Annotated in this window: 19 protein-coding genes and 3 pseudogenes; 12 read left to right on the top strand and 10 right to left on the bottom strand. The window is 58.3% G+C overall.

The features are described 5' to 3' along the window. The 7 genes from F758_RS0137840 to F758_RS0137810 all read left to right on the top strand — a co-directional run bounded on the left by F758_RS0137840 (position 1) and on the right by F758_RS0137810 (position 7,277). Positions 1-960 carry a carbohydrate ABC transporter permease gene (locus F758_RS0137840; RefSeq protein ID WP_024512712.1) on the top strand — a complete coding sequence of 320 codons (960 nt, stop codon included), beginning with the start codon at positions 1-3 and terminating at the stop codon, positions 958-960. Between the two features lie 72 nt (positions 961-1,032). Then, positions 1,033-1,830: a carbohydrate ABC transporter permease gene (locus F758_RS0137835; RefSeq protein WP_245286711.1), complete on the top strand. Its 798-nt coding sequence runs from the start codon at positions 1,033-1,035 to the stop codon at positions 1,828-1,830. After that, positions 1,827-2,768: a ribokinase gene (locus F758_RS0137830; protein WP_024512710.1), complete on the top strand. Its 942-nt coding sequence runs from the start codon at positions 1,827-1,829 to the stop codon at positions 2,766-2,768. Before F758_RS0137835 ends, F758_RS0137830 begins: the two co-directional genes overlap by 4 nt. Continuing rightward, entirely contained in the window at positions 2,765-3,535 is a 771-nt protein-coding gene (locus tag F758_RS0137825) for an SDR family NAD(P)-dependent oxidoreductase (RefSeq protein WP_024512709.1), read from the top strand. The genes F758_RS0137830 and F758_RS0137825 overlap by 4 nt, the downstream gene beginning before the upstream one ends. Further along, positions 3,528-4,355, top strand: coding sequence for an HAD-IIA family hydrolase (locus tag F758_RS0137820; RefSeq protein ID WP_024512708.1), 828 nt, complete (start codon positions 3,528-3,530; stop codon positions 4,353-4,355). Before F758_RS0137825 ends, F758_RS0137820 begins: the two co-directional genes overlap by 8 nt. Next, positions 4,355-5,467 carry an ABC transporter ATP-binding protein gene (locus F758_RS0137815; protein ID WP_024512707.1) on the top strand — a complete coding sequence of 371 codons (1,113 nt, stop codon included), beginning with the start codon at positions 4,355-4,357 and terminating at the stop codon, positions 5,465-5,467. Before F758_RS0137820 ends, F758_RS0137815 begins: the two co-directional genes overlap by 1 nt. Positions 5,468-5,501: 34 nt before the next feature. Then, positions 5,502-7,277 carry a phosphoenolpyruvate hydrolase family protein gene (locus F758_RS0137810; protein ID WP_502689214.1) on the top strand — a complete coding sequence of 592 codons (1,776 nt, stop codon included), beginning with the start codon at positions 5,502-5,504 and terminating at the stop codon, positions 7,275-7,277. Between the two features lie 7 nt (positions 7,278-7,284). Here F758_RS0137810 and F758_RS0137805 read toward each other — a convergent pair whose 3' ends face one another. From F758_RS0137805 to F758_RS0137795, 3 genes are all read right to left on the bottom strand, one after another. Beyond that, on the bottom strand, positions 7,285-7,791 hold the full coding sequence (locus F758_RS0137805) for a hypothetical protein (RefSeq protein WP_024512705.1): 507 nt from the start codon (positions 7,789-7,791) through the stop codon (positions 7,285-7,287). A gap of 652 nt (positions 7,792-8,443) precedes the next feature. After that, positions 8,444-9,163, bottom strand: coding sequence for an enoyl-CoA hydratase-related protein (locus F758_RS0137800; RefSeq protein WP_051387160.1), 720 nt, complete (start codon positions 9,161-9,163; stop codon positions 8,444-8,446). A 288-nt stretch (positions 9,164-9,451) separates the two neighbouring features. Continuing rightward, positions 9,452-10,654 (bottom strand): CaiB/BaiF CoA transferase family protein, encoded by a 1,203-nt coding sequence (locus F758_RS0137795; protein ID WP_157450356.1) that lies wholly within the window; start codon positions 10,652-10,654, stop codon positions 9,452-9,454. A gap of 202 nt (positions 10,655-10,856) precedes the next feature. On the opposite strand from F758_RS0137795, the pseudogene F758_RS45515 reads away from it, so the two are divergent. Further along, positions 10,857-12,312: pseudogene (locus F758_RS45515) on the top strand (aldehyde dehydrogenase family protein). 200 nt (positions 12,313-12,512) lie between these two features. Here F758_RS45515 and F758_RS0137785 read toward each other — a convergent pair. Further along, positions 12,513-13,868, bottom strand: a complete 1,356-nt coding sequence (locus F758_RS0137785; protein ID WP_024512702.1) for an aminotransferase-like domain-containing protein — start codon at positions 13,866-13,868, stop codon at positions 12,513-12,515. 58 nt (positions 13,869-13,926) lie between these two features. Further along, the gene (gene araD1, locus F758_RS0137780) at positions 13,927-14,919 is read right to left on the bottom strand and encodes an AraD1 family protein (protein ID WP_024512701.1); all 993 of its coding nucleotides are present in this window, start codon (positions 14,917-14,919) and stop codon (positions 13,927-13,929) included. Positions 14,920-15,803: 884 nt separating this feature from the next. Between araD1 and F758_RS0137770 the strand changes: the two genes are divergently transcribed. Further along, on the top strand, positions 15,804-17,129 hold the full coding sequence (locus tag F758_RS0137770) for an MFS transporter (protein WP_024512700.1): 1,326 nt from the start codon (positions 15,804-15,806) through the stop codon (positions 17,127-17,129). A 481-nt stretch (positions 17,130-17,610) separates the two neighbouring features. On the opposite strand, the gene F758_RS0137765 is transcribed toward F758_RS0137770, so the two are convergent. Continuing rightward, the gene (locus F758_RS0137765; RefSeq protein WP_157450355.1) at positions 17,611-18,762 is read right to left on the bottom strand and encodes a glycoside hydrolase family 88 protein; all 1,152 of its coding nucleotides are present in this window, start codon (positions 18,760-18,762) and stop codon (positions 17,611-17,613) included. A gap of 869 nt (positions 18,763-19,631) precedes the next feature. Between F758_RS0137765 and F758_RS53585 the strand changes: the two genes are divergently transcribed. After that, complete coding sequence (locus F758_RS53585; protein ID WP_157450354.1) at positions 19,632-19,838, top strand: SHOCT domain-containing protein; 207 nt, start codon at positions 19,632-19,634, stop codon at positions 19,836-19,838. A 434-nt stretch (positions 19,839-20,272) separates the two neighbouring features. Here F758_RS53585 and F758_RS53580 read toward each other — a convergent pair whose 3' ends face one another. Both F758_RS53580 and F758_RS0137750 read right to left on the bottom strand, forming a co-directional pair. Next, on the bottom strand, positions 20,273-20,731 hold the full coding sequence (locus F758_RS53580; RefSeq protein WP_502689213.1) for a Lar family restriction alleviation protein: 459 nt from the start codon (positions 20,729-20,731) through the stop codon (positions 20,273-20,275). A 69-nt stretch (positions 20,732-20,800) separates the two neighbouring features. Then, positions 20,801-21,187, bottom strand: coding sequence for a response regulator (locus F758_RS0137750; RefSeq protein WP_024512698.1), 387 nt, complete (start codon positions 21,185-21,187; stop codon positions 20,801-20,803). 86 nt (positions 21,188-21,273) lie between these two features. On the opposite strand from F758_RS0137750, the pseudogene F758_RS45510 reads away from it, so the two are divergent. Together F758_RS45510 and F758_RS53575 are read left to right on the top strand one after the other, a co-directional pair. Beyond that, a pseudogene (locus tag F758_RS45510) lies at positions 21,274-21,734 on the top strand (IS66 family transposase). After that, the gene (locus tag F758_RS53575) at positions 21,731-21,841 is read left to right on the top strand and encodes a transposase domain-containing protein (protein ID WP_502689212.1); all 111 of its coding nucleotides are present in this window, start codon (positions 21,731-21,733) and stop codon (positions 21,839-21,841) included. The pseudogene F758_RS45510 and the gene F758_RS53575 overlap by 4 nt, the downstream one beginning before the upstream one ends. A 735-nt stretch (positions 21,842-22,576) precedes the next feature. On the opposite strand, the gene F758_RS45505 is transcribed toward F758_RS53575, so the two are convergent. Both F758_RS45505 and F758_RS48700 read right to left on the bottom strand, forming a co-directional pair. After that, positions 22,577-23,290 (bottom strand): DUF3800 domain-containing protein, encoded by a 714-nt coding sequence (locus F758_RS45505; RefSeq protein ID WP_084306005.1) that lies wholly within the window; start codon positions 23,288-23,290, stop codon positions 22,577-22,579. A gap of 358 nt (positions 23,291-23,648) precedes the next feature. Further along, positions 23,649-23,906 (bottom strand): annotated as a pseudogene (locus F758_RS48700) (IS701 family transposase); the annotation flags it as partial.

Raw genomic sequence — 23,906 nt, 5'->3', positions numbered from 1 at the left:
ATGGACCTTCCAGGGCTTGACGCAATCGTGACGCTGCGGTCATCCGTAAGCCAGCTTGCTCCGTCGGAAGCTGAAGAATTAACTGCCGAGGAGCGGGCTCTGGATTGGTGGAGCCTTGCCGCAATTGCTCCCGCTATCATTATTCTCCTCGGCTTTCTCTTCCTATTTTTCTATGGCGTCTTTCAGTCGCTCACTGACCTCAGGTTTGGTCGGCCGCTGGTCCATTTCGTGGGCTTGAGCAACTATGCTGTCTTGATCAAGACAGAGGATTTTTGGAACAGCGTTCGCGCCACGTTTGTCTATGCGGGATCGGCAGTTCTAATAGAAGCCTTGTTCGGGTTGGCACTCGCCAAGCTGTTCGCGACCGAGGTCTTGCTTGCGCGCCTTATGCGAGCAGTAATTCTACTGCCGCTCGTCCTGCCGCCCATGAGCGTCGCGCTGATGTGGACGACGATGATGGACCCGCAAAACGGCATCATGAACTATTTGCTGTCCCTTGCGGGTGTTGGCCGGTTTGCATGGATCTCAGACCCGAGCACGGCAATGATCTCCTTGGTCTTAATCGACGTATGGACCTATACCCCCTTCTTCGCGCTAATTATCTTCGCCGGCCTCCAAGGCATCAACGAAGAGGTGAGGGAGGCCGCGCGGGTAAACGGGGCGAAGGGTTGGGCAAGCTTCCTGTACATCGAGCTACCGCTTATCGCGCCATACATCTTGATTGCCGCGGTATTTCGGTTGATCGAATCCCTCAACCAGTTTGACATCATTTTTGGGACAACGCAGGGAGGGCCGGGCAATAGCACGGCCGTTCTTTCTGTGCGCGCATATGTCACGGCTTTCCAAAATCTCGCCTTTGGCCGCGGTGCCGCCCTCATGGTCGTCAACTGGATCCTCGTTCTGGTCGCGACATTCGCTATGGTCAAGCTGTGGCGCTTCGTTCGCAATCGTGTAATCTGAGGAGGCACCATGCGCCCAAGGCGTTCACTCACCAGCAATTGCATTCTCAATCTGCTCGTTGCGATCAGCGCCTTGATCCTGACTTTTCCACTTGTCTGGATCGTGATGATGTCGCTCAAGCAGCAGGCCCAGGTGATGACCTGGCCGCCGACCTTCCTCTTCCGGCCGACATTGGAAAATTTTCGAGTCTTGTTTGACATCGCCGAGGCGGGAGCGACGAGCTATGGCACGATCAAAGTCGATTTCTTGACACCGATCACCAATAGCGTCGTCATAGCGCTAGGCTCGGTCGTCATCTCGCTGCTTGCGGGAGTGCCTGCAGGCTACGTCCTGGCGAGGCGGGACATTCCCCTAAAGGAAGATATCGCTTTCTTCATTCTGGGATTCCGTTTTGCACCGGTTCTTTTGGTTGTGATGCCGCTCTTCAGTATCTTCCAGACAATTGGTTTGTACGACACGTTTTTCGGCATGATTTGGGTTTACCAGGTCGTGACGCTGCCAATGATTGTCTGGCTGAGCCGCTCTTACATTGAAGACCTCCCGAAGGACATCGAGGAAGCGGCAGCCATTGATGGGGCGATGCCAGTCCAGATCGTATTGCATATCGTTCTGCCGCTGTTGAAGCCTGGACTGATCGGCGCCTCCTTGCTGATCTTCCTGCTCGCATGGCACAACTTCGCGCTGGGTCTGATCCTCAGCTCGACTAAGGCGCCGGTCACGGTCGCTCTTCTCAAGCTGCTCAATCCGGGTGTGCAATTCTACCCTGTCATGGCCGCAGGGCTCGTGGTGACAATGATCGTTCCCGTCATCCTGATTGTTATCGGTCAGCGTCATCTCGAACGAGGCCTTACCTTCGGGGCCGTAAAATGACACCCAGGCCGTTGATGTTCTTCGGAACAACCAATCTCGACCTCTGCTTCAATGTCGAGCGACTTCCAACGCCCGGCGAAAGCCTCATCGGCACTGTGACCCGTAATCCGGGCGGCAAGGGCGCCAATCAGGCCGTTGCTGCAGCCCGGCTTGGGCTTCAGCCGCTTTTCTACACCCGTCTTGGTTGCGATCAGGCCGGTCAGTCCCTGCTAGAGTCGCTCCGCGAGGCCGGCGTTTGCACGGAGGCGATCGAAATCGCGACCGGGGAAGTCTCAGGCTCGGCCCTGGTGTTGGTCGGGGATGACGGCTCAAACATGATCGTCATAGACCCAGGCGCCAATCTTAATGTGACGCCAGAGATGGTCGAGAGCGCGGCCCAATTCATAGAGCGCGACGCGATCGTAGTCGCAGAAATGGGCATGCCGATTGCTGCGCTAAGCCGGCTTTTCGAGATGAAAGGCGAGAAGGGTTTCGAGCTCATTTTCAATCCGGCGCCGGTAAGGCCTGGGCTGTCATCGCAAGCATGGAGAAGTGTTGATTTCCTCACCCCGAACCAGGCAGAAGCCTTTGAGCTGACCGGAATCGCGGTGAGCGACTTTGACAGCGCCGCGCATGCTGCCAGCAGGCTCCTTGATCTCGGGCCGAGGGCGGCGCTGATCACCCTGGGAGCGCACGGGGCTTATTATGCCGATGCGAACAGGTCTTTTGCCCTGCGGGCGTTCCCGGTGAAGGTGATTGATACCACAGCTGCAGGAGATGCTTTTAACGGAGCTTTCGCAGCGTCCCTTGCCCAAAGGCTTCCCTTGAGGGAAGCCGTCAGGAAGGCGCTCGCAGTGGCCGCTCTGTGTGTAACGCGGAGGGGCGCTCAAAACTCCATGCCGAGCGCCCAGGCCGTTGACGAGTTTCTGAAGGCCCAAACCATCTTGGAGTTGGAATGACTGAACAATTCTCGGTGTCAGACAGAACCGTGCTCGTCACCGGAGCAGGCGGCGGCATTGGCTCTGCCATCGCGAACGCCTTCCGCCGAGGAGGAGCGAACGTCCTGGCGACCGATACGAATCTGGACAACTTAAGGGAAACGCTGACCAGATTGCCCCACGGCAATGGGATTTTGCCGTTCGCCATGGATGTTGCGCGGGAAGAAGACGTCGCCAGAGTCCTCGACGAAGTTGCCAACCGCTTTGGCCGGCTCGACGTGCTTGTGAACAATGCAGGAATCAAATCCGCCCAGCCGCTGCTCGAGGGCAATTCGGACAAGATTGAGCGTACCATCCAGGTCAACTCGATCGCTGTTTGGCGCTGCTCGAAACTGGCGATCGAGCGGTTTATGGGAAGCAAGGGAGGCCGCATCGTCAACGTTGGCTCCTCACTGTCCTCGCAAGGGGCGGTTTTTAACTACCAGGCCGGCGGAGCCGACTATTGTCTTTCAAAGGCCATCGTCCACGATCTGACCAAGCTGCTTGCCTACGAATGCGCCCCGCTCAGGATTAACGTCAATGCGATCGCGCCGGGAATTATTGATACGCCAATGCATGGGCGTCCGCGGGAAGAGACTGAAGCCCGTCACAGCGGCCGCATCCCCCTGGGGCGGGTAGGGGTGCCGGAGGATATCGCAGGCTTGGCCGTCTTTCTTGCAAGTCCTGCAGCTTCCTACATGACGGGGCAAGTCGTACACGTCAACGGCGGGATGCTCATGAATGGCTAAGTCCACGACCGGTCTCCAATGGCCATCAATCGAGGCAGTTATCTCGGACCTGGATGGCGTCATCTATCGCGGTGATGCCGGGATAGCGGACGCGATCCAGGCGTTTCAAGCATGGCAGGCGGAGGGGCTACCGTTCTGCTTTGTCACAAATAACTCGACGCATACCGCAGAGGATGTTGTCCGCAAGCTGGACCGGTTCGGCCTTGCCATCGCCCCAGAAAACGTGGTGACGAGTGCTGTCACTACCGCCGAACTGATACGAAAGACATATCCTGGCCTGACGCGTGCATTTGTGATTGGTGCTCGTTCTCTCGTAGACGCAGTTGCGTCCAGGGGACTTGAGGTGACCGATCGAAAGCCCGAGGTCGTAGTGATGGGGCTCGATCGTGAAATCACTCATGAGAAATTGCGGATCGCGGTCGAAGCAATCTTGAGCGGCGCGGTATTGATTGGCACCAACCCCGATCTTCTGTTGCCGACCATCAATGGGTTCGAGCCGGGGGCGGGAGCAATGATCACTGCCGTGGCCCTGGCAACGCAAGTCAAGCCTCTCATCGTCGGCAAACCCGAACCGCACATGATCGAGATCGCCCTTGCGCGCCTCAAGACACCCCGCAGTTCAACACTCATGATCGGGGACCAGATTCCGACCGATATCCAGGCCGGGAAGCGGGCTGGCCTGCCCACAGTGCTGGTCACGACTGGTGTGCCCTCGCGAGAGGATCCATCGCTGCTGTCTCCCGATTTCATCGTGTCCAGTCTACGCGACATTGATGTGGGCCCGGCGCTGGCTGGAAGGCGGCAGCAGAGGAGTGCCTGATGGCCAATGTTCGCCTGGAAGGCGTGAAAAAGGCGTATGGGACGATCGAGATCCTGCGCAATATAGACCTGACCATTGATCACGGCGAATTCGTCGTCTTCGTGGGCCCATCAGGGTCGGGCAAGTCTACGCTATTGAGGATGATTGGAGGGTTGGAGCGCATCAGCGGCGGGCGACTGCTGATCGACAATGAAGTCGTCAATAATGTCGATGCGGCTGACCGTAACCTCGGCATGGTATTCCAAAGCTACGCTCTCTATCCCCACATGACGGTGCGAGAAAACTTCGCATTTCCGCTGCGCATGGCCAAGATGGCGAGAGCCGAGATAAAGACCAGGGTCGCCGAAACTTCATCCTTGTTACAGATTGATCATCTTCTCGATCGCAAACCTCGACAGCTATCGGGCGGACAACGCCAGCGCGTAGCAATTGGACGTGCGATTGTCCGGCAGCCCAAAGTATTCTTGTTCGACGAACCGCTGTCGAACCTGGATACCGAATTGCGGGTGCAAATGCGGGTTCAGATTGCCAAGCTTCACAAGCAGCTCGGAAATACAATGATCTATGTGACGCATGACCAGATCGAGGCCATGACTATGGCGGACAAGATTGTCGTGCTCAAGGACGGCAATATCGAGCAAGTGGGTAGCCCGCATGATCTTTATCACAATCCGGCATCCCGCTTTGTGGCGGGCTTCATTGGCTCGCCCAAGATGAATTTTCTGGACGGCCACGTCGAGGCAGCCCACGAGGGGGGCATGGACGTCAAGCTCGAGGCGGGTGCGACGGTGTCTGTCCCTGTCCAGCCGGATCAACGCCTTGTCGGCAAGCCCATCACGCTTGGAATTCGGCCGGATGATTTCTCTCAATCCCCGGCGCAGGAGACCGACATCGCAATCGAGCTTGACGTCGATTTCGTCGAGCATCTTGGCAGCGTCACGTACATTTATGGTAACGCTGGCAAGCAAACAGTCGTGGCAAAGGCCCCCAAACCCGCGCCGCCCAAGGGATCCGGCAAGCTTCGTCTTGCGGTCTCGCCGGCTGACTGCCACCTCTTCACCTCGAATGGAAGGGCGCTACGACGGTTGCGCGCGCCCGCAGATTGGAGCTAGTTTTCGGACCTGCCGTGGAGGAGGCTGGGCCGGTATGCACACGCGGGCGGACCAGGCAAAGGGCGGCGGGATCAGGCAGTTCTTCCGGAACTCCCGCTCATTTGTACTTGGTGCGGGAATCGGATCGGGCATGACCGCGAGAGCCGCCGAACGCGCGGGGGCGGATTTCGTGCTTGCGCTTAACGCAGGCCGCTTTCGCGCGATGGGAGGCTGTTCGCCAGCCTCAATTCTTCCAATCCGCAACGCCAACGAATTCGTGGCTGGTTTCGGCCGGACCGAAATTCTGCCCAGCACGAAACTGCCCGTCTTTTTCGGAGCGTGTACCTTCGATCCCCAGCTCGATCTCGACCGCTTCCTCGAACGCATCATCAGGTGGGGCTTTTCAGGTGTCACAAATTTCCCGTCAGTCATCCACATCGATGACTACAGGAGGTCGCTCCTTGAAAAATGCGGGCTCGGCTACGAGCGGGAAATCGAACTCCTGGTGAAGGCGGCAAGACGCGGCCTCATGACCATCGCCTATACCCGCACCCAATCCGAAGCGAAACGCATGGTTGAGGCGGGAGCTGAGGCCATCTGCATCAACTTCAATCTGAACCGGGCGGTCGAAAGCGGGCCTGACCCGTCGATCAGCCTGTCGGAGCTGGCTGCGCGCACGAGCGCTGTTGCGCGCGTGGCTCAATCCATAGACAAGAGCGCGATCTGCCTGCTTGGCGGCGGACCTATCACGAAGCCCGACGAATTGCTGGACATTTGCCGCGAAACAGGTGTCCAGGGTTTCATCGGTGGCTCTTCGCTCGACCGCGTCCCACTGGAAATGTCAGTCCTTGAAGTCACATCAGGCTTCAAGACCATTCACTTGCTCCGCGAGAAGGTCGATCTGCTCGAGCGCCAACTCCAAATGAGCGGGTTCAGGCACGGCGTCATCGCGCAGTCCTCAACCATGAAGCGCGTGCTGGAGACCGCAAGGCGCTTGGCAAGCAATCCCAATCCCGTGCTCGTTTGGGGCGAGGCGGGGTCCGGGAAGCGGCGAATAGCCAGCCTCGTTCATGCCTTCAGCGATCGGAAACAGACAAAGCCGGCGCTGTTTCATTGCCGCCCGGGCGGGGCAATCGATACGGTTGGTGCGCTGTTCGGCGTCGAACGCAGTGAGAACAGGAGACGTCAACTCTCGCTCTTGGAAAGCGCAAGCGAGACTACGGTCTTGCTGATGCATATCGATCAGCTATCGCGGGACGGGCAGGAGCGTCTTGCCGATTACTTCGAGACCGGCAGTTTCATGCCGTTGAATGGCGTATCCGTTGTAAGGTCAAGTGCTAGGGTCATCGCAACGGCGACAGTGGCTCGCGGAGCAGGCCTGGAAAGCGTTCTATGTCCCCGCCTTCTTGCCTTCTTTGTTGGACTCGACATAGAAGTCCCCGCTTTGCCAAACCGGCTGGAGGACCTTCCGCAGCTCATTCAGCATTTTACAGTCGAGGCCAAAGGAGATGCGAACGCGCAAACGCTGGCTATAGAAAAGTCCGCGTTCTTGGCGCTAGCGGGCCATCATTGGCCCGGAAACTTGAGGGAGTTGCGTCAGATCGTCAACCAGCTTGTAGCGCTGAAAAACGCACATATAGTCGCCGAGGTTCTCAAGCCGTTGTTGAATGGGGTCTTACCCGCAAAGCCCAATTCGGCATTCTCCGAGCGCGAATGGATCATCGAAGCATTAAAACGAAACAGGCTTCACCGAGGAAACACTGCCCGTTCTCTAGGGCTTTCAAGAAAAACACTTTACAACAAGATCAAGAAACTGAGGATCTTGGAGTAGGCCTTCCTCACCTTTTGCGCACGGGCCGTCTCAAAGCCGTCCCGCCCAAGAGCGTGAGCTTGGGTATCGACGATCCATGTTGGCCGAGCCTGACCAGCTCCATCTCGTCGGAAATGCTCAGCGCAAGGGTCTCTTCCGGTAAATAGACGATACCTTGGAGATGCGAACCAAGACGGCGCTCTGCCGATGTGATTCCACAATCCTTGGCGACGGCGAACAAGGTCTTGAATCCCAGACTCGCAAACCATTCCATGCGCCGAAGCTCTAGCTCCTGTCCGGTATCGACCGGCTCGCCAGTCACCGACCGCTCAATCATAGAGGCTGGTGGGAAGTTTATTACTCCGGTAATCCCGGCATTCTTCAGAGATTCGGCAATATCCTCCCAGCACGCGAACGGGTCGATCATCATGATTGCCGCGTATATGTGGGCGCGCTTTCCCTTGGGAGCGTGTTGCAAGTCCCGCAACAGAGAGTCATTCCAGTCCAATATGGGTAAGGTGGCCATGACAAGCATGGAGCCTTTCGGAAGGCTGCGCAAAGATGGTGCGTAGATTTTCAATGACGCGCCCTTACCGGCGGGCGGCAGACGCGTGGTAAGTGTGCCGACAGCTGTCGCTTTCACCCCATTCTACCCGATTTTACCCATCTCTATCCTTCACGGATCTTATGCGTCGTTTCAGCCCGGTCTAGATAGGCGTGAGCGCTGAACTTTTGCTGTTTGGCGAGAAGTGAGCCCCGAGAAGCCATCCGCTGGCAGACCGGCCTCGTCTGCTTTCTCCCTGCACCTGAGCCGCTGTTGGAGAAGTCCAGCAGCGGCTTTTTTTCGGGCTCCGATGCCATTCGTGCCATCTGAGGAGGGGCCTCACCAAGCGCCCATCCCGTCTGACCGACGATAACCAGGCGGCCCCAGCGTGAGACCTTTTTATTTGCGACGCCGCGCCTGGTCTCGGGTAGGGGGCCATCATCTTGGGTTTAGCGAAGCCTCAATCATCTGACGGTGAGTATCAGGAAAAGCCGTTTCCCTCGGCTGCAAATAGCATTCCCCTGACGGGCTATAGCAAATGTACGGGAGGCGTCTCAGTCCTCGCATTTTTCTATGCTCGTCACCCATATTGAGCCGGCGAACTGCTCTCCTCCAGTATTGCCGTAACGCTAAGAGATGAGTCTTACTTTCCTTCGTACTTTGGTGACCGCTTCTCAAAGAAAGCGTTCATTCCCTCCTTCTGGTCAGAGGTGGTGAAGGCAACCCGGATCGCTTGCCGCTCAAATTCTACACCAGCATCTAGGGTCGTTTGGTAGGCGGCGAGAACCGAAGCTTTGGCAAGTTCTACCGAGCGCGGTGGCTTATGCGCGATCAGATCCGCGATCTCGAGCGCTCGCGTTCGCGCTTTGCCTGCTTGGACGACTTCGGCAACCAAGCCCGCCTGCATGGCAGTATGGGCCGAAATAGGCTCGCCACCAAGGATCATCAGCATTGCAAGGGATTTTCCCGCCACGCGGGTCACGCGTTGAGTCGCGCCATCGCCCGGCAGAATTCCGATGTTGATCTCGGGCTGCCCAAAGAGCGCGCCTTCGCCTGCGATGACGATATCGGCCAGCATGGCAAGCTCGTGGCCGCCTCCAAAGCATACCCCTTCTACGGCAGCAATAATCGGCTTCGGGCAGTTCGTGATGTCCCGCCAATCGTTGCGCCGGGCTGGGTTGTTGATAGCTTCGAAGCCGCGCTGCTGCATTTCCTTAATGTCCGCTCCGGCAGAAAAGAAGGTATCAGTGCCACAAAGCACTATGCAGCGGACGGCCTCATCCGACACGGCATCGCGGCAGGCGGAGGAAAGCGCAGCGATAAGCTCATTGTTGAGGGCGTTTCGCTTTGTCGGCCTATTCATGGCCAAGAGGCGGACGTGCGGGAGCGGGGAGGTCGAAAGTACAAGTTCGGAATTTGGAAGCACGCAAGGAGTCTCCCGAATAGCTGGGTAAAAAGGTTGGATTTTCGACTCAGCTCGGATCGCGATGAGAACCATTGAGAGCCTAGCTTTGACACCCTCTATGAGACTGAAGCAGTATTCAAAGTTGCCTGTTGTATTTCGTCGTCCATGCCTCGAGCAGTCACGATAGGCGTGGGCGGCGCCTTTTGAGCACGGGCAACACAGCCGACAACACCTTGGCTCTTGGCGCTAGCCGAAAGCCTTTCTGCTTCGTGCCTCCTGGATCGCTTGCTCGGACAAGCCAAAGGAAGACAGAACCTCATCGGTTGCGGCACCAATAGAGGCCGGCTGAATCCGAACACCCGGAGGGGTTCGGGAGAGACGGACTGGGAGCCCGGCGAGTGGAACCCGTCCGCGTCCGGGCACCTCAACCTGCCACATAATGCCGTTCTGATTTGCCTGCGGATGGCTGATCGCCTCCGGAATTTCATTCACAGCTGAACAAAGAAGATCCACGGCCGCCAAGCGCTCAAGCACTTCGGCGGTCGCCAAAGCCGCAAAGGCGGGCTCACAATGCCGTTGGATAGTGGCCAGATTTTCGATCTGCTTTTCGCGGGTGGCGAGTTCGGGACGGGTGCTTATGTCCGGGAGGTTAAGCGCCTGGCATAGTAAGCCAAGCGGATTGTCCCGAAATAGCATCACGACGGCGACCCACCCATCAGCAGTCCTGGCGAGCATGGCCTGACGTATCCAGTTGGTTTTCACGCCATAAATGCTCTCGCTGGCGATTTCGCAAAGCTGCATCGCAAGTGAAACGTCGAACAGTGACGTCGACACCATTTGGCCGAGACCTGATTTCTGACGCTCAATCACGGCCGCGAGAATGCCTTGGACGAGCGACATGGCCGCTCCATAGTCGACAATAGGAGAGTTCGTGAGCTGGGGAGGCTGGTGCTTCTGAAGTCCGCCCCGCGCCAAGCCGCTGAACGCCTGCGCTAGCATGTCCTGGCCTGGACGATCTGCAAGAGGACCAGCTTCCCCGAAGCCAAAGCCGGCAGCATAGATAAGACGCGGATTGCGCGCGCTAAGCTCGCGATAACCAAGACCCAATCGCTCCATGACGCCGGGCCGAAAGTTGTGCATCAATACATCTGCGCGATCGACTAGACTGAGCAGGATCTCTAAAGCCGCGGCGTTCTTCAAATCCAAAGCAAGCGTTCTTTTGTTCCTGCCCATCGCAGCGTAGTACGCGCTCATCCCGCCAACACGGGTGGCCTCAAAGTCAAGGCCGCGCGTGATGTCACCCTGCGGTCGCTCGATCTTGATGACGTCTGCGCCCAGATCCCCCAATACCTGCCCGGCTAGTGGCACCTGCATGACCATGCCGACTTCCAAGACGACTAGGCCGCGAAGGGCGCCCGCGCTATCCGAGCCATTTGCTTCATCGATCACGTCAGGCCTCTTGGAGTTGAGCGGAGCTGTAAGCCCGCTTTGCACGGGCCCGAAGACGCTATCTCAACGCCCGTTTTCGGTCAATAATATACTGCACCAATCGTTCCAATTGCTATATCCCAATATTCCGTGCGATCTAAGCCAGGGCCCTGTCAGAGCGAGATGAGCTCACTGCGCTAGGCGAAATTTCATCGAATCTCGGATGTTAAAGATGCCGAACAATTACATTGCGGGCGAATGGCTTTACGCCAGGAAGGTAGCAGCGAACGTCAATCCGTCAGACACACGCGACGTCATAGGCGAGTACGCCCAAGCCTCGGCTGCGGATGCCAAGCTGGCGATCGACGCAGCTCACGGTGCCTTTGCGGCCTGGTCTCGCTCGACGATCCAGGCTCGCCACGACATCCTAAAGTCGGTGGGTGACGAGCTTCTTGCCCGCAAGGACGAACTCGGGCGCCTGCTCTCGCGCGAGGAAGGCAAGATCCTGCCAGAGGGTGTCGGCGAGGTCACTCGCGCTGGCCAGATCTTCCATTACTTCGCTGGCGAGTGCTTAAGACTTTCCGGTGACAAGCTGGGCTCCGTGCGCGCTGGTGTAGACATCGAGATTACCCGCGAGCCGGTCGGCGTTGTCGGCCTAATTACCCCGTGGAACTTCCCCATCGCGATTCCCGCCTGGAAGATCGCGCCCGCAATTGCCTATGGCAACACGGTTGTGTTCAAGCCTGCCGAATTAGTGCCCGCCTCGGCACATGCACTGTGCGATATCATCGTGCGTGCCGGCCTACCGTCGGGCGTGTTCAACCTCGTGATGGGCAGTGGCGGAGTCGTCGGCGAAGCAATGCTCAGCAGCGAAGGTGGCGGCGATCTCCTTCACAGGCTCCGTTCCTACAGGCCGGCGAGTGGCCCAGTCTTGCATCTCTGCAGATCCGATGAAGAAGATGCAGTTGGAGATGGGCGGCAAAAATCCAATGGTGGTGCTCGACGACGCCGATCTGAAGCTCGCCGTTGAATGCGCTGTGAACAGCTCGTTCTTCTCGACCGGCCAGCGTTGCACGGCTTCCTCTCGCCTTATTGTGACAGGCGGTATTCATGACGCCTTCCTGGCGGCTATGAGGGAGCGGATGAGTGCGCTGGTTGTGGATGATGCCTGCAAGGGCGGCACGCACATTGGCCCGGTCGTCGACGAACGCCAGCTGGAGCAAGACCTGAAGTACATCCGCCTTGGCCAAGACGAAGGGGCCAAGCTTGTGGCGGGCGGTGAGTTACTGAAACGGGATACGCCGGGCTTTTACTTATCGCCAGCGCTGTTTTCAGAAGTGGACAACCGGATGCGAGTAGCACGCGAGGAAATTTTTGGGCCCGTGGCAACGGTGATCCGGGCGCGTAATTATGATGAGGCGCTGGAAATCGCCAACGACACGCCATTTGGGCTGTCTTCCGGAATCTGCACCACGAGCCTAAAGTATGCCAGCCACTTCAAACGCAACGCCGAGGCCGGCATGGTGATGGTAAACCTGCCGACGGCGGGGGTCGATTACCACGTGCCGTTCGGGGGGCGCAAAGGCTCATCCTATGGGCCGCGCGAGCAAGGGCGCTATGCGGCAGAGTTCTACACGACTGTAAAGACCGCCTACACGTTCGACGGACACGCTCCATAAGCGCCACACCGAGAAGTTTGCGTTGAAGCCCCGCGCGATGGGCGCACAGCCCTTGGCGAGACAGCTGCTGCTTGGGCCGGTGGGCGAGCAGAACGAGCTCGCCTGCCTCGCTTAGCATCTGGAGCCGATGGGCAGTCGCGATCGCCCGTGCAGCTGCTTAGTTTCGAGGGGGCGGCAGAGTTCAGTCTCTGCCGTGCAACTTAGATGATCGACATGTTGGCTTCATTGCCGACCTCTAAAGCGGTCGCGACCTGACGGAGAGCCCATTCGAGGTCTTCGATGTTTTCCGGAACGCCGATCGAGATCCTCAGCCCCGAGATCAGGGAAGGTTCGACCAAGAGAGCCGAGGGAGGGGTAGTGATGACCCCCCGTTGCAAGGACCGGGCTGCCACCTGCTGCGCAGTCTCGCTTGGCAGGTCCAGCCAGACATGGAAGCTCGCCGGATGATCTGAACGTATATACGGGCGCAGTATTTGGGAGGCGAGCTTCACTCGTTTTTTGGCCTCCTGGATCAGAGATTGCTTTACGCCGGCGGCCGTTCCCGTCCGGATCCACTCCGATAAAATGAAAGACGAGATCGGCGAGGCCATCCAGCATGTGGCCCGCATGGCTTGATGAATCTGGGCGAGATACTGCTCGGGCACGACGAGCATTCCAATCCGTAGGCCTGGAGCCAAGCACTTCGACAGGGTGTTGACGTAGAAGGTTCTCTCCGGCGCGAGCGAGGCAAGCGGCTCGCTCGCTTCGTGAAGAAACCCATAGGCGTCATCCTCGATGATCAGGATGTCCCGCTTGCGTGCGATTCGTACAATCTCGCGACGGCGCGTCGCGCTCATAATCCTCGCCGTGGGGCTCTGTATGGTCGGAATTGCGAAAAGCACCCGCGCGGTGCCCGCCGCGGCCGCCTTGTCGAACGGTCCCGGAAGCAGTCCTTCCCCGTCCATCGGCAGCCCGACCAGCTCGAGCTTTGCGAAATGCGCATACGACTTCATGCCATGGTAGGTGGCCGCTTCGACGAAGACTTTGTCTCCCGGCTGACAGATCGAACTGAGCGTCAGCGCAATCCCATGCTGCGCTCCATTTGTAATGACGAGGTTGTCCGGATTGGCCTCGAAACCTGCCTCGCGAAACAGGTTCGCCAGTTGCACCCGGTGCTCTGAAATACCCGAGTGGGAGAGATACCCCACGTAATCCGAAATATCGGCCGTCGGGAACGTTGATGAGCTTTCGGCAAGCACCTTCGGGAGCAGCGATGGACCCGGAATATTGAGACTGAGATCGACGACCTTCCCGAGCGCCGCGGAGCTCGATCGCTGTGGTGCGACGAACGTTCCTCGACCGACCTGTCCAACAAGTAGACCTCGGCGTTGACCTTCCGCATAGGCCTTGATCACAGTGCCGACACTGAGGCCTATTTTCTCCGCCAAATCACGCTGGGTCGGTAGCCTCGTTCCAGCGGCGAGGACTCCTGCCGCTATGTCCCGCTCGACAGCCTCGAGCAAGCGGAGAAAGACCGGGGCATTGCCAGAACGTAATTGAGGTTGCCATTGCTGCATTTCAATTGCTTATCTTAGAAGATTATATCTGCGCTATCCCAAACTTCGGCCAGGTCGACTACAATGGTCGCGCCTTCACAATTCGCTCTCGCGCATCCTCAACGATGGTATTGCGCAGGGCCCGGCCGAATGTCGGGGACTCGATCTCGAAAGTGTCGCCGCCGCGGAGCTTGACGCCATCCGAAAAGCTTAAACTGCTCGCGCCAAAAAAATAGACGTGGACGTCGCCTGGACGTCGAAAGGCGTCGTATTTGAAGTGATGGTGCTCAAGATTCGCGATCGAGTGGCACATGTTGCTCTCGCCTGAGACGAACTTCCCCGACCAAATGGGTGAGCCGGATCGCAACACGCGAATCGTTCCGCAAACCTGATCCGGAAGATTGCCCACTAACAGCTCAGGGCCGTACGAGCATTGCCGCAGTTTTGAATGAGCGAGATAAAGGTAATTTCTCTGCTCCATCACATGATCTGAGTATTCGTTGCCAAGGCTGAAGCCCACACGGAGAACCTCGCCCTGATCGCCGATGACATAGAGCCCGACAATTTCGGCCTCATCGCCACCATCTTCGGCATAGGAGGGCAGGGCTAGCGGTTGCTCGGGTGCAACTGCCCAGGAGCCATCGCCCTTATAGGCCCATTCCGGCTGCACGCCGATCGATCCCGGTGAAGGCCTTCCGCCGTCCAGACCAAGCTTGAACATCCGCATAGAATCCGACAAGTCGGTCGCTGCCAACTTCGCGTGCATGGCCTCTCGCGACTCAGCGCTACCTAGATGTGTAAGGCCGGTGACGGCAATCATGCACCGGGACGGGTCCGGGTGGTCGAGAGGGACCAGTAGCCGCTTCTCTGTGACGATCGCATCGTAATCGACCTGGTCGCCGAAGCCATGGCCCTCGACGCACTGGAGGAGGGACAGCCCCGAGCGGCTGGCCTCCAGCGCCAACTCGCGCACGCTAGTGGCGTTCTTCACCAAAGCAGGGGCCGACCTGCCAGCTAGCACAGCTGCAACGTGGCGGGAGCCGTCGGCGGATACAAATTGCAGTAATCGCACGGGTTGGAGTTCCAGATCAAAGCCGCCGCCGATTGCGGCAGCTCCAGATTGGCACCTGAATTGAGATAGGTCAATCGGGCGGGCAATCTGTAGCTCGGCTAGGGGTTTTTACGCAGGTTCTTCAATGGTCGACACCTGGGCGCATGCGCGCCGTGACCCGCATCGGGGTATTGATATATCCCAAAGCTAAATTGCTATGTGCAATAGGTTGACATTGGCTCGGCATCATGCTGATCTGCTGATCGATGTTGAGCTGGTGCACAGAGATGCCGGCCGATCGGGAGAGGGAACATGAATGGATGCAGGCTATGCGACCGGTGCGGTGGCCGCACCCGCAGTCCGCGTCAATCCTCCAGCCACGCGCTCGAAGCGCTTTGGTCTGTCCCGGAATCCTTTGCGGCCGACCAGGGGCGGACTGAGCGCAAGTTTCGCATTCAACTTTTCTGGCCCCTTTTGATCGCGACGATCGCAGCGACGATGTCGGTTCGCGCGACCGCTTAAGCGAGCAGGGGTGTTCGGTCCAGCGAGCCGGACGGAGGTCTCGGTCCGAAAAGAGGATTCTGAGTCCTGCCTTGAATGCAGAACAACCTAACCGTCCCGCAGAAGGACGCTTTGCAACAGGAGGGACCATGGGAATGGGACACAAGCTCGCATGTGTGGGCCGCCATGTGAAATATCCGCCAGGGAAAGGCGAAGTCACCGCCTCCGATCACGTCTGCATCCGTTTTCGCCCATGCCGTTCGCGATCTGCGTGGGCTTCCTCAAAGTGATGGCTACTGTGGATTTTCACGTGTCGCTCAGGCTCGGTAAGGCCAAGGAGTGACGGCCGCGCGCTATCGATTGCCTTCTAACTCAACAATTTGCATCAGAGCGGAAGCAGACACATGCAAACTATTGCACAACCGTCCGTCGCACTCATTCAGCCCGAAAAGCAAGTTACAACGAAGTCCATGACAATTGGCCTCGGCGGAGGCGTCGCACTGGAGTGGTATGACTGGCAGGTCTACGGCTTCATGGCGGCGTTTCTATCGCCGCACTTCTTCCCTTCCAATGATCCGATCGTCTCACTGCTCGGAGCGTTGGCAGTGTTCGGAGCGGGATTTGTCGCACGACCCGTAGGAGCGGCCTTGCTCGGTCCGATCGCAGACCGCATCAGCCACAAACGCGTCATGATGATCGCGGTTACGGTAATGGCGTTATCCTCCTTTCTGATCTCGGTGTTGCCCGCATATAAGGACATCGGCACCGTAGCTACTGTGGTGCTGGTTCTTCTTCGACTAGCGCAAGGGCTTGCGACCGGCGCTGAGGCGGGGGTCGCTAACGCGATCGCGATTGAGTTGGCACCGCCAGGTCAGGAGGGCCGGTACCTTGGCTTGATCAATGGTACATTCGTCATGGCGGGCTCAATCGGAGCCAGCCTGGTCGCCTTTCTGGTGAGTGCCTCTGTCGCTCCCGAGGTCATGCGCGACTGGGCTTGGCGGGTGCCGTTTGCGGTTGGGGGCGGGCTTGGCTTGGTCATTATATTTCTTCGCCAAGCCATCCCAGAGACTTTGATCGCTCGCGCGATGCATCGCGCAGATGAGATGTCGCGCATTCAGGAAACAACCGGTGGCGTGTGGAAGACGCTCTGGCGCGTGCGGCTCTCGCTTCTCGCTGCTATTCTGGTGGTCGGCTCCGTGCAGCTTGCGAACTATACGTATAATTTTGGTTTGCCAAACATCGCCAATGGGGTGTTCAAAGAGAATAGCACCTGGGTGTACGGGATCCTTACTCTGATGGGATTTTCCTGGATGGTGTTCTCACCATCCATAGGTGCCTTTGCAGATAAAGTGCGGCCATCGCGCGCATTCATAATGATGCGCCTGCTACTCATCCCATCTTTTTTCCTGACGCTGCTCTATTCGCAACAGAGTCTTTTGACCTACTCCATCGTTATGTTGCTCGGGGGAGCTATGGTGGGCTGCAACATGGCGCTCTACAACTTCATCGCCACGACATTGATGCCGCGCACGGTGCGGACTACCGGCGTCGCGCTCGGCTATGCGATCGGCGCGACCCTTTTCGGCGGCACCACACCGTATTTGCTCGTATGGTTGCAACGCGAGAACCTGTCTTGGATGTTTCCTATCTACGGATCGTTAGTCGCGCTATCGAGCGTAGCGGTCTATCAAATCGCCAAGAAACGAGGTTGCGTCTACGTGGGTAACTAGCGCAAACTGCGTGCCTTCTCCAGAAGGAGCGCCTGCCGGTGTCCGCTCACTCCGTTCTGGGGAGAGCGGCACACGGCGCCCCAGAGTAAGGCGATTGCCGATTTCGGCGCTCTCCGCCTCACTGCGGTACAACACCTTTCAATTTTTGATTAGGTAGCTCAATCAGCCCAATCGTCCGGAGTCAATCGCGTATGCTGAGGACCTGGCGCAATCGACACGACCTACGACGACGCCGAGTTTATGTGGGGCACCGGGGACAAGTTCCAGATCGACCGCTCGAAATCCTGCCTCGGCCCGAGGTTTTCGCGCCGTGCGAACTCTCATCTCACAAGTCGCAGGTCAAGACACTCACTCTCCTTAACATCGCTCCTTGCTAATCGGGCCAAACCAGCCAGACTGGGGACTTCCCCGGCGGAGTTCGCCAAAAAAGTCCGACACCTCACTCAATCAATCGCGACCTCCGGCGAGAGCGAGAACTATTCTAGATCTCGGCAGGCAGCAATCTACCACTTAGCAAATGAAGCGCCTCGAACAGGTAATAGCTACCAAAGATTAGTTCGGCATTGCTGACGTAGTCCTCAGCTCGAGAATCCTCGCGCTTATTGAAACATCCCTCGACCAGCATACCCGGCGGACGTTTATCGTTCTTGTCGACTGGAGTGAGATAACGTTCGACAAGCGCCAAAGCGGTACGTTCACCGGCGCAGCGGTATTGTTGCCGCTTGCTCTCACACGGTGCAATCGAGCTCAACTTTAGGAACGCCGATGCCATGAAGGCCGTGGCGGCAGTGTCCCGCTCGACGCTGGGCGCTTTCGGGTCGTCAAAATCCCAGTACGACACGCAATCACCTGGAACGTGGGCGATCCACCAGTCGGCCCCCTTCATGGCGGCTTGAAGCCATCGCGCTTCGCCGCCGCCCGAGAAGTAACTAATTGTCGAGCAAACGACCCCCCACGCTTGTGCTCTCGCCCATACGCTGTTCGCGCTGTAGCCTTTGTGTGTGTAGCGCCGTAAAGTTTCGCCAGTCGCAGGATCGAGCGAGGACGACTGGATAAAAGAGCCGTCCTCGCGCTGATGGACTCCCACTACCTTGTCCATATGATTGGCAGCGACCTCACGCATCTCTCGATCATTGGCGGTTCGAGCTGCCCAAAATAACAGCAGTGAGACCACCAAGCTGTCGACGCTGCTTGCGGTCGCTCCCACGTCCGAACCTTCCTCTGCATTCGTGCCGAGCGGCACCAGACCAAGCTTCGGATTATAGCGCTGCTTGAGGTCTCGCGCCGCTGCAAGGCCCAGCATGCGGGCGCGCTCACTGCCGGCGAGCAGAGAGCCCAGCGCAGCCCCGTAATAGAAGGTCGCCGCTTTGAACGCGGTGTCGGCGCTCACTCGCGGCTCGAGACGGGCGCAACCCTGCTCTGCAAGAGTCCTGAAGCGTTCGCCACCATGACCGCGAGAGGCGAGCCAAAGCATCCCCAACCAATATCCGCCGGTCCAATCCCCGTTTGAAGTCGTCGTCCAACGGCCACTCTCCGGATTTGCCCAATGTGGATAGGCATGGCCTACTTGCCGAGCCGTATCTTCCATGCGCCCCAACATGCGTGCGATCGGTTCTTGCCAGTCAATACTCATCCAATGCTCCGCGTGAAAATCAGAAACCCGTGGCTCCGAGCCGGCGCTCCCGGACAGATTCCCACAAATTATGGGATATAGCAATGGCCGATTGAGATAGTGCAAAGGCCTGACGCGATTAGATCATTTCCGCCGATGGCCGGCCGAGCAGGGCAAGTCGAGTGCTTCGCGGTTCGAATGCTGGAGCGCGGTGATCGTCGACAATCGAAACAAAGAACTGAGTGCTTTGAGGTCAGACGTTCTCCTCGAACGACCTCACTTCCACCCACGCGCCAGCCCGAGCCAGATAGTATGAACCGGCGAGTGCCGTTCCCACTGGTACTGATCGCAATAGCCGCGCAGTTCGGTGAGCCTGGCTATTCCGGGTCCGTCGAGTTGGCTGCCTCCTAAAGCTGCCTTGCGGCTTCGCTCAAGCCGTCGCCGCGGTTCGTGTCCGCGACGTTCTGGACCGACGTTCCCATGTGTCCTCCGTCAGGCAAAGACCTTGATCAAGTAGGCTCATCACGCAGGGATCGACGATCCGGTAATGGATATTCGTGCCATCGCGGACATTGCTGAGGATTCCCTTGTCGACCAGCCGTTGTAGTTGATTGGATACGGCCTTGGGGCTCGATCGCCACCGCCTGGGCCAGCGCCGTCACCGACAGGCCGGGCTGCCTCACAAGGCGTGCAACAGCCGCAAGCGGGTGGCGTTCGCCAGCACCTTGAGGGTCCGTTCGAGCCCACTGGTCTGCACCGATGAGATCAGCGGCCGAGCGGCAAGCCTGGGCCAGCACGGGTTACCGGAAGGTGGTCTGTTTCGTCATGTCGTTGACCTGTATCGATGGCTAACTTATCAGCTACTACACGATATTGTGTAATTTCGGCCCATGGTAGATGTAAACTATTGCTGCGGCGGCAGGTCTACAGGAGCGGCAAAGCACAAGGCGTCTTCGACGCTAAGCATTCTGGAGGAGCGTTTTGCCCATGGCGAGATCGATAAGGCTGACTTTGAGGAAAGACGTCAGGTCCTTTCTGCGCCGCTAGACGAAGCCACTTCTCGCGCCGATGACCGCAACAGTCGGTGCTGTTGTTGATCCAAGCTCCAACACGAGTAGGTCGCTGGAGCGTGCCCCAACGGTGAACTGCTGACGTTCCGCCCCGCGCGCGGATCGACCTGCCCGATGGCTCGGGAAAGGCTTGCCGGCGAGGCGCCATCGAAACGGGCTTGTGCAATGAGCACCATAGACCTCTTGGCCTCGGGCGCGCTCGTCCTCATTCTCGTCGGGGTCGTCTGCTTTGCGAGGTACATCATCAATCTCTGAAAGCCGCACCTGACAGCTTTCATGTTCCGCCTCTTCGCCGTGGCGCCTTTCTGGCGATCTTCCAGATCGATTGATCCAATTCCCGCTGCGCCTAGCTCGACGACGGCTGATGTTTGCGCTTCGGGCTCATGCTCGGAAATCTCCAAGACCGGAATCGTCCGCCCTCGTCAACAGCCGACCATGGCCTCGACCGGCGCGTCTCATGCTCATCTTACGATCCGATATTTCTTCGTCCGTTTCTTGCGCGGCCCCGGCACGTCACCGGCAGGATACAGCGCCCGCATGATCCGGGTCCTCGGGAACATGGTGTCGCCGCCGTGTTCAGCCGCCAGCATCAGCGCCTCGATCGCCGGGCGCCATTCCGGCGCGTCCGCGCCTTGGCAGTTTGGTGATGTAATTGACGGCATCACGCAGCGTGCGCAACTCGCGGAAATTGGGCAGGGATCGTCCGAACATGGGAAGGATGCCCCTCTTAACATAGGCGGCGGAATGGATTTACAAGTTCTCAGATGAGAAGGCGGGCGTTTGTTCCAGCGCTCAGTGGCCTCCGCAGCGGTCGGCGCGGCGGGACCGAACGCGGAGCATTTCTTGCAGGCGACGAATTTCGGTTCGAGGTCGCTGTTGACCCAAAGGTCCGCGCTACCACAGAAGGGGCACGGCCGCAGCGGCTAGAAACAGGCGCGCTACGCGTTACGTCAGCTTTCTACTTTGGCTTCCGGGACATTCAAATCTGGTCATGCAGGTGGCAAACCAGAGGTGTTGAGGAGCTGGGCCACAGCCGTTACCAGTTGAGCGGGCGCGAAGGGCTTCTGCAGCAGGATGCTGTTGGGAACGCCTTGGGACGGCCATTGGTCGCCTGCGCCAGCAGTCATGTAGACGATCGCAAGAGTGGGGTCCATTTCCCTCGCCCTCCGAGTTGCGACCCACCCGTTCATGCGGCCTCGGAGGCTGATGTCCACGACGAGGCCCTGACACTCCTGGCCACCCTGAAGCAAGGTAACAGCCTCTTCGGCTGAAGCGACCAGAACGCATTGAAAGCCGCCTTCCGTCAGCGCGTCTTCCACCACGCCCTGAATATCAGGGTCATCCTCCACGACGAGAATGGTTGGCAGCTCTTCCAATTAGTGTCCCCGTCACGCAGTCGGTGCTTAACGTAAGGGCATGATCCTAGGTTCCCGTAGAAACGTTCAAATGTGAACTTTCCTGAGTGTTGCTGGTCCCTTGTGCAGCCCAAGCCAATAATGATGGCCTCACCTTGGCTAGCTGCTGGTCACACAGCCGGCGCAAGTTCTACGAGCTGCATGTTGCAGGGAGCTCGCGCGTGGCAACGACGACGCTCGAGCGGATGGCGAAGCTCTGGCAGGCGAGCAGACCGTGCGCGGTCAAAGCCCCGACGCCCGCGTTGCCGCGCGCCAGCAAGTCTCCGCGACGGTCGTCGCAGATCTCTTCGATCTCTGGCAGCAGACCTTGCGGCGGATCTCCGGCAAATCAAAACTGGCCGAGGCGATCCGCTACGCCATCTCGCGCCGTGCTATCTTCGAACGGCTTCTAACTGATGGCCGCAGAGCTCGACTCCAACGTCGTCGAACGCGCCAGAAGAACAGCCTCTTTGCGGGCAGCGACGGCGGCGGGCGACCATCGCAACACTGCTGCAGACAGCGAAGATGAACGACGTCGATGCGTTCGCCTGGCTCACCCTAACACTTGAGCGCATCGCCAACCGCTGGCCAAGCAGCGAAATCGACGTGCTTGTGCCATGGAACCACGCCGCCTGACGGCCTCACCTTGCCGCTTACTTGCGGTCTGCCAGCTCAAGCTCTGCAACGGCTGTGGCCAGACCAGTGACGTGCTCGGCCGCGTCCCGTAGCGTGCGCAACAGTTTACCTTTGGCGACCTCAATCGGCTCGTCGAATGTCAGGGACCAGGACATCGGGGCGAGATTCGAAACACCAAAGATACGAGGCGTTCGGCGCGAAAAATTCGCGTCGGATGATCCAGGCCTTGTGTCGGGTTTCGGACAGAATGGTCTGCGATTCTGCTGCTACAAAAGAGCCGCCCTGGGACTGGTGATATCCCAGAGCGACGCAACTTTGACCCCGCCTGCGCGCCCACTACCGCGGCGGGGCTTTTTTAGGTACCAGCCGGAAACGGCGTGGGCTGAGCCGTCCGTCAATCTGGCCTCACGTTGGGCTCCATGGCGGCCGCAGACGGCGCGGACGAACCTCGGCTCGATAATCTAACCGACATCATCAGCCCACCGGCTGGCCTCCAGGCGCGTCCGGCTGCAGCGGGTAGTCGGACCAATAGACCAGAACGCCCCGCACGCCTTTGAAACTTTAAGCCCGAATCGCCATTCTCCGCGCGGGCTCTGCCCCGAGGTCACCGTGCGTGGCCGACCCCGCCCTAACCGGCGGGGTTTTTGCTTTCCGTGGTCGGCTCATCTATGGCGTCAAAGCAATAGTACTTGCTCGCAAGGTTCGGCCAGTCCTCTTGCGGCAGTCGACATTCGATCAATTTGCCATCCTCCTTCGTCTCCTGTATGGGCGATTGTCGGCGTTGTAGCCGCCCATGCATATCGGCCAAAGGTAAAGGTCGGCCAATTGCGCCATAGGCGAGGTCTTCATTTTGGGATCGAACTCGAGCAGGGTTTTCCGAAACTCCTCCGCCGAAAGGGGCCGGTATTTTTCCGAGGTTGTGGGATCAAATGGCGGGCCAGCCGTTTTCAAGTCGTTGTAGTAGCCTTTGAGGATCCGATCTTCGGTCTTGTTGCACCTTTCGGGTAAGACACGAAGCCGGCAGTCTAGCGAGCGGGCATATTTCGCAGCTCGCTCAACACTGATCGTGAAAGCGCTCTTGCAGAGAGACCAACGTTGACGTCCGTACTTTTCTCGGTATCTGGCATTGTAGCCTGGTCGGTCAATGACACAGGCGAGTCCGACGACCGGCATGGCTTTCTTCAGCTGATAGAGATCCTCATAGAAGATGTCTTGGTTGCGCTTTGGTCGCCTTTCGAGCCATAGGAAATTTCTGGTCCTCGCTCGCACTTCAACAGAATGGATCGGACAAGTCAGGCCCCATTTTCTGCAAAAGGCCGCATGTAACTCACGCGCTGCGTGCTCGTCCGTATCGTTGACCAACACGCCGCCGAGTGCGAACCAGTCAAAATTGTGCCCGGCACGCTTACCCGGATTGTGATCTGGATGCCGTGTTCCGGAATCATCCATGTAAGAAGTTGACTACACCAGCCATCATTCCCCAAGCGCCTAAGCGCTAACCCCAAATCTCCTCATCAAGAGCGACATTTCAGCAACCCAACAAGCGAGCGCAAGAGGAGAGCGCCGCGGCTACTTGAAGTCGTGTTCATCTGCTTCGCGGTGGCCCGGAGGATTGGCTGCCTCCGGCGCCTCTCGGCACCGGGCTAACAGCGCCTCGATCTGAATCGTATTCGAAATCGATGTCCATAGGGCGGCGCTATTCCTTCTTGGTGAAGATGCCGCTCAGGACGTCCGAGAGCTTTTCCCTGCGGATCACCGCGTAGCTAATTAGCACTACTTTGGCAGAATGTGTTTGCGCCACTGTCTTTCAAGGATTTGTTTTCGGCAGTACGGGCACCGTTGAGGCGGCGGCCGAAGCATGAGATCGACGATGGCGTGACGTACGGCGGGCATGGTTGGCTGAGGCGGAGGCCCGTTGATTCTTTTTTTTCCGCCTCGCGTATGCGAGGCGACGATGCTGCAGGAAGGCGTAGGCAATCATTGTCATCAAGGCGTGGCGATGGAGGCCCTGCCATGATCGCCCTTCGAAGTGATCAAGTCCAAGCTCCTCCTTCAACTGCTGATG

Source organism: Bradyrhizobium sp. ARR65 (assembly GCF_000472385.1).
Lineage (GTDB): Bacteria > Pseudomonadota > Alphaproteobacteria > Rhizobiales > Xanthobacteraceae > Bradyrhizobium.
Note: the sequence above shows the minus strand (reverse complement) of the source record. Positions and strands in the feature narration are given on the sequence as shown.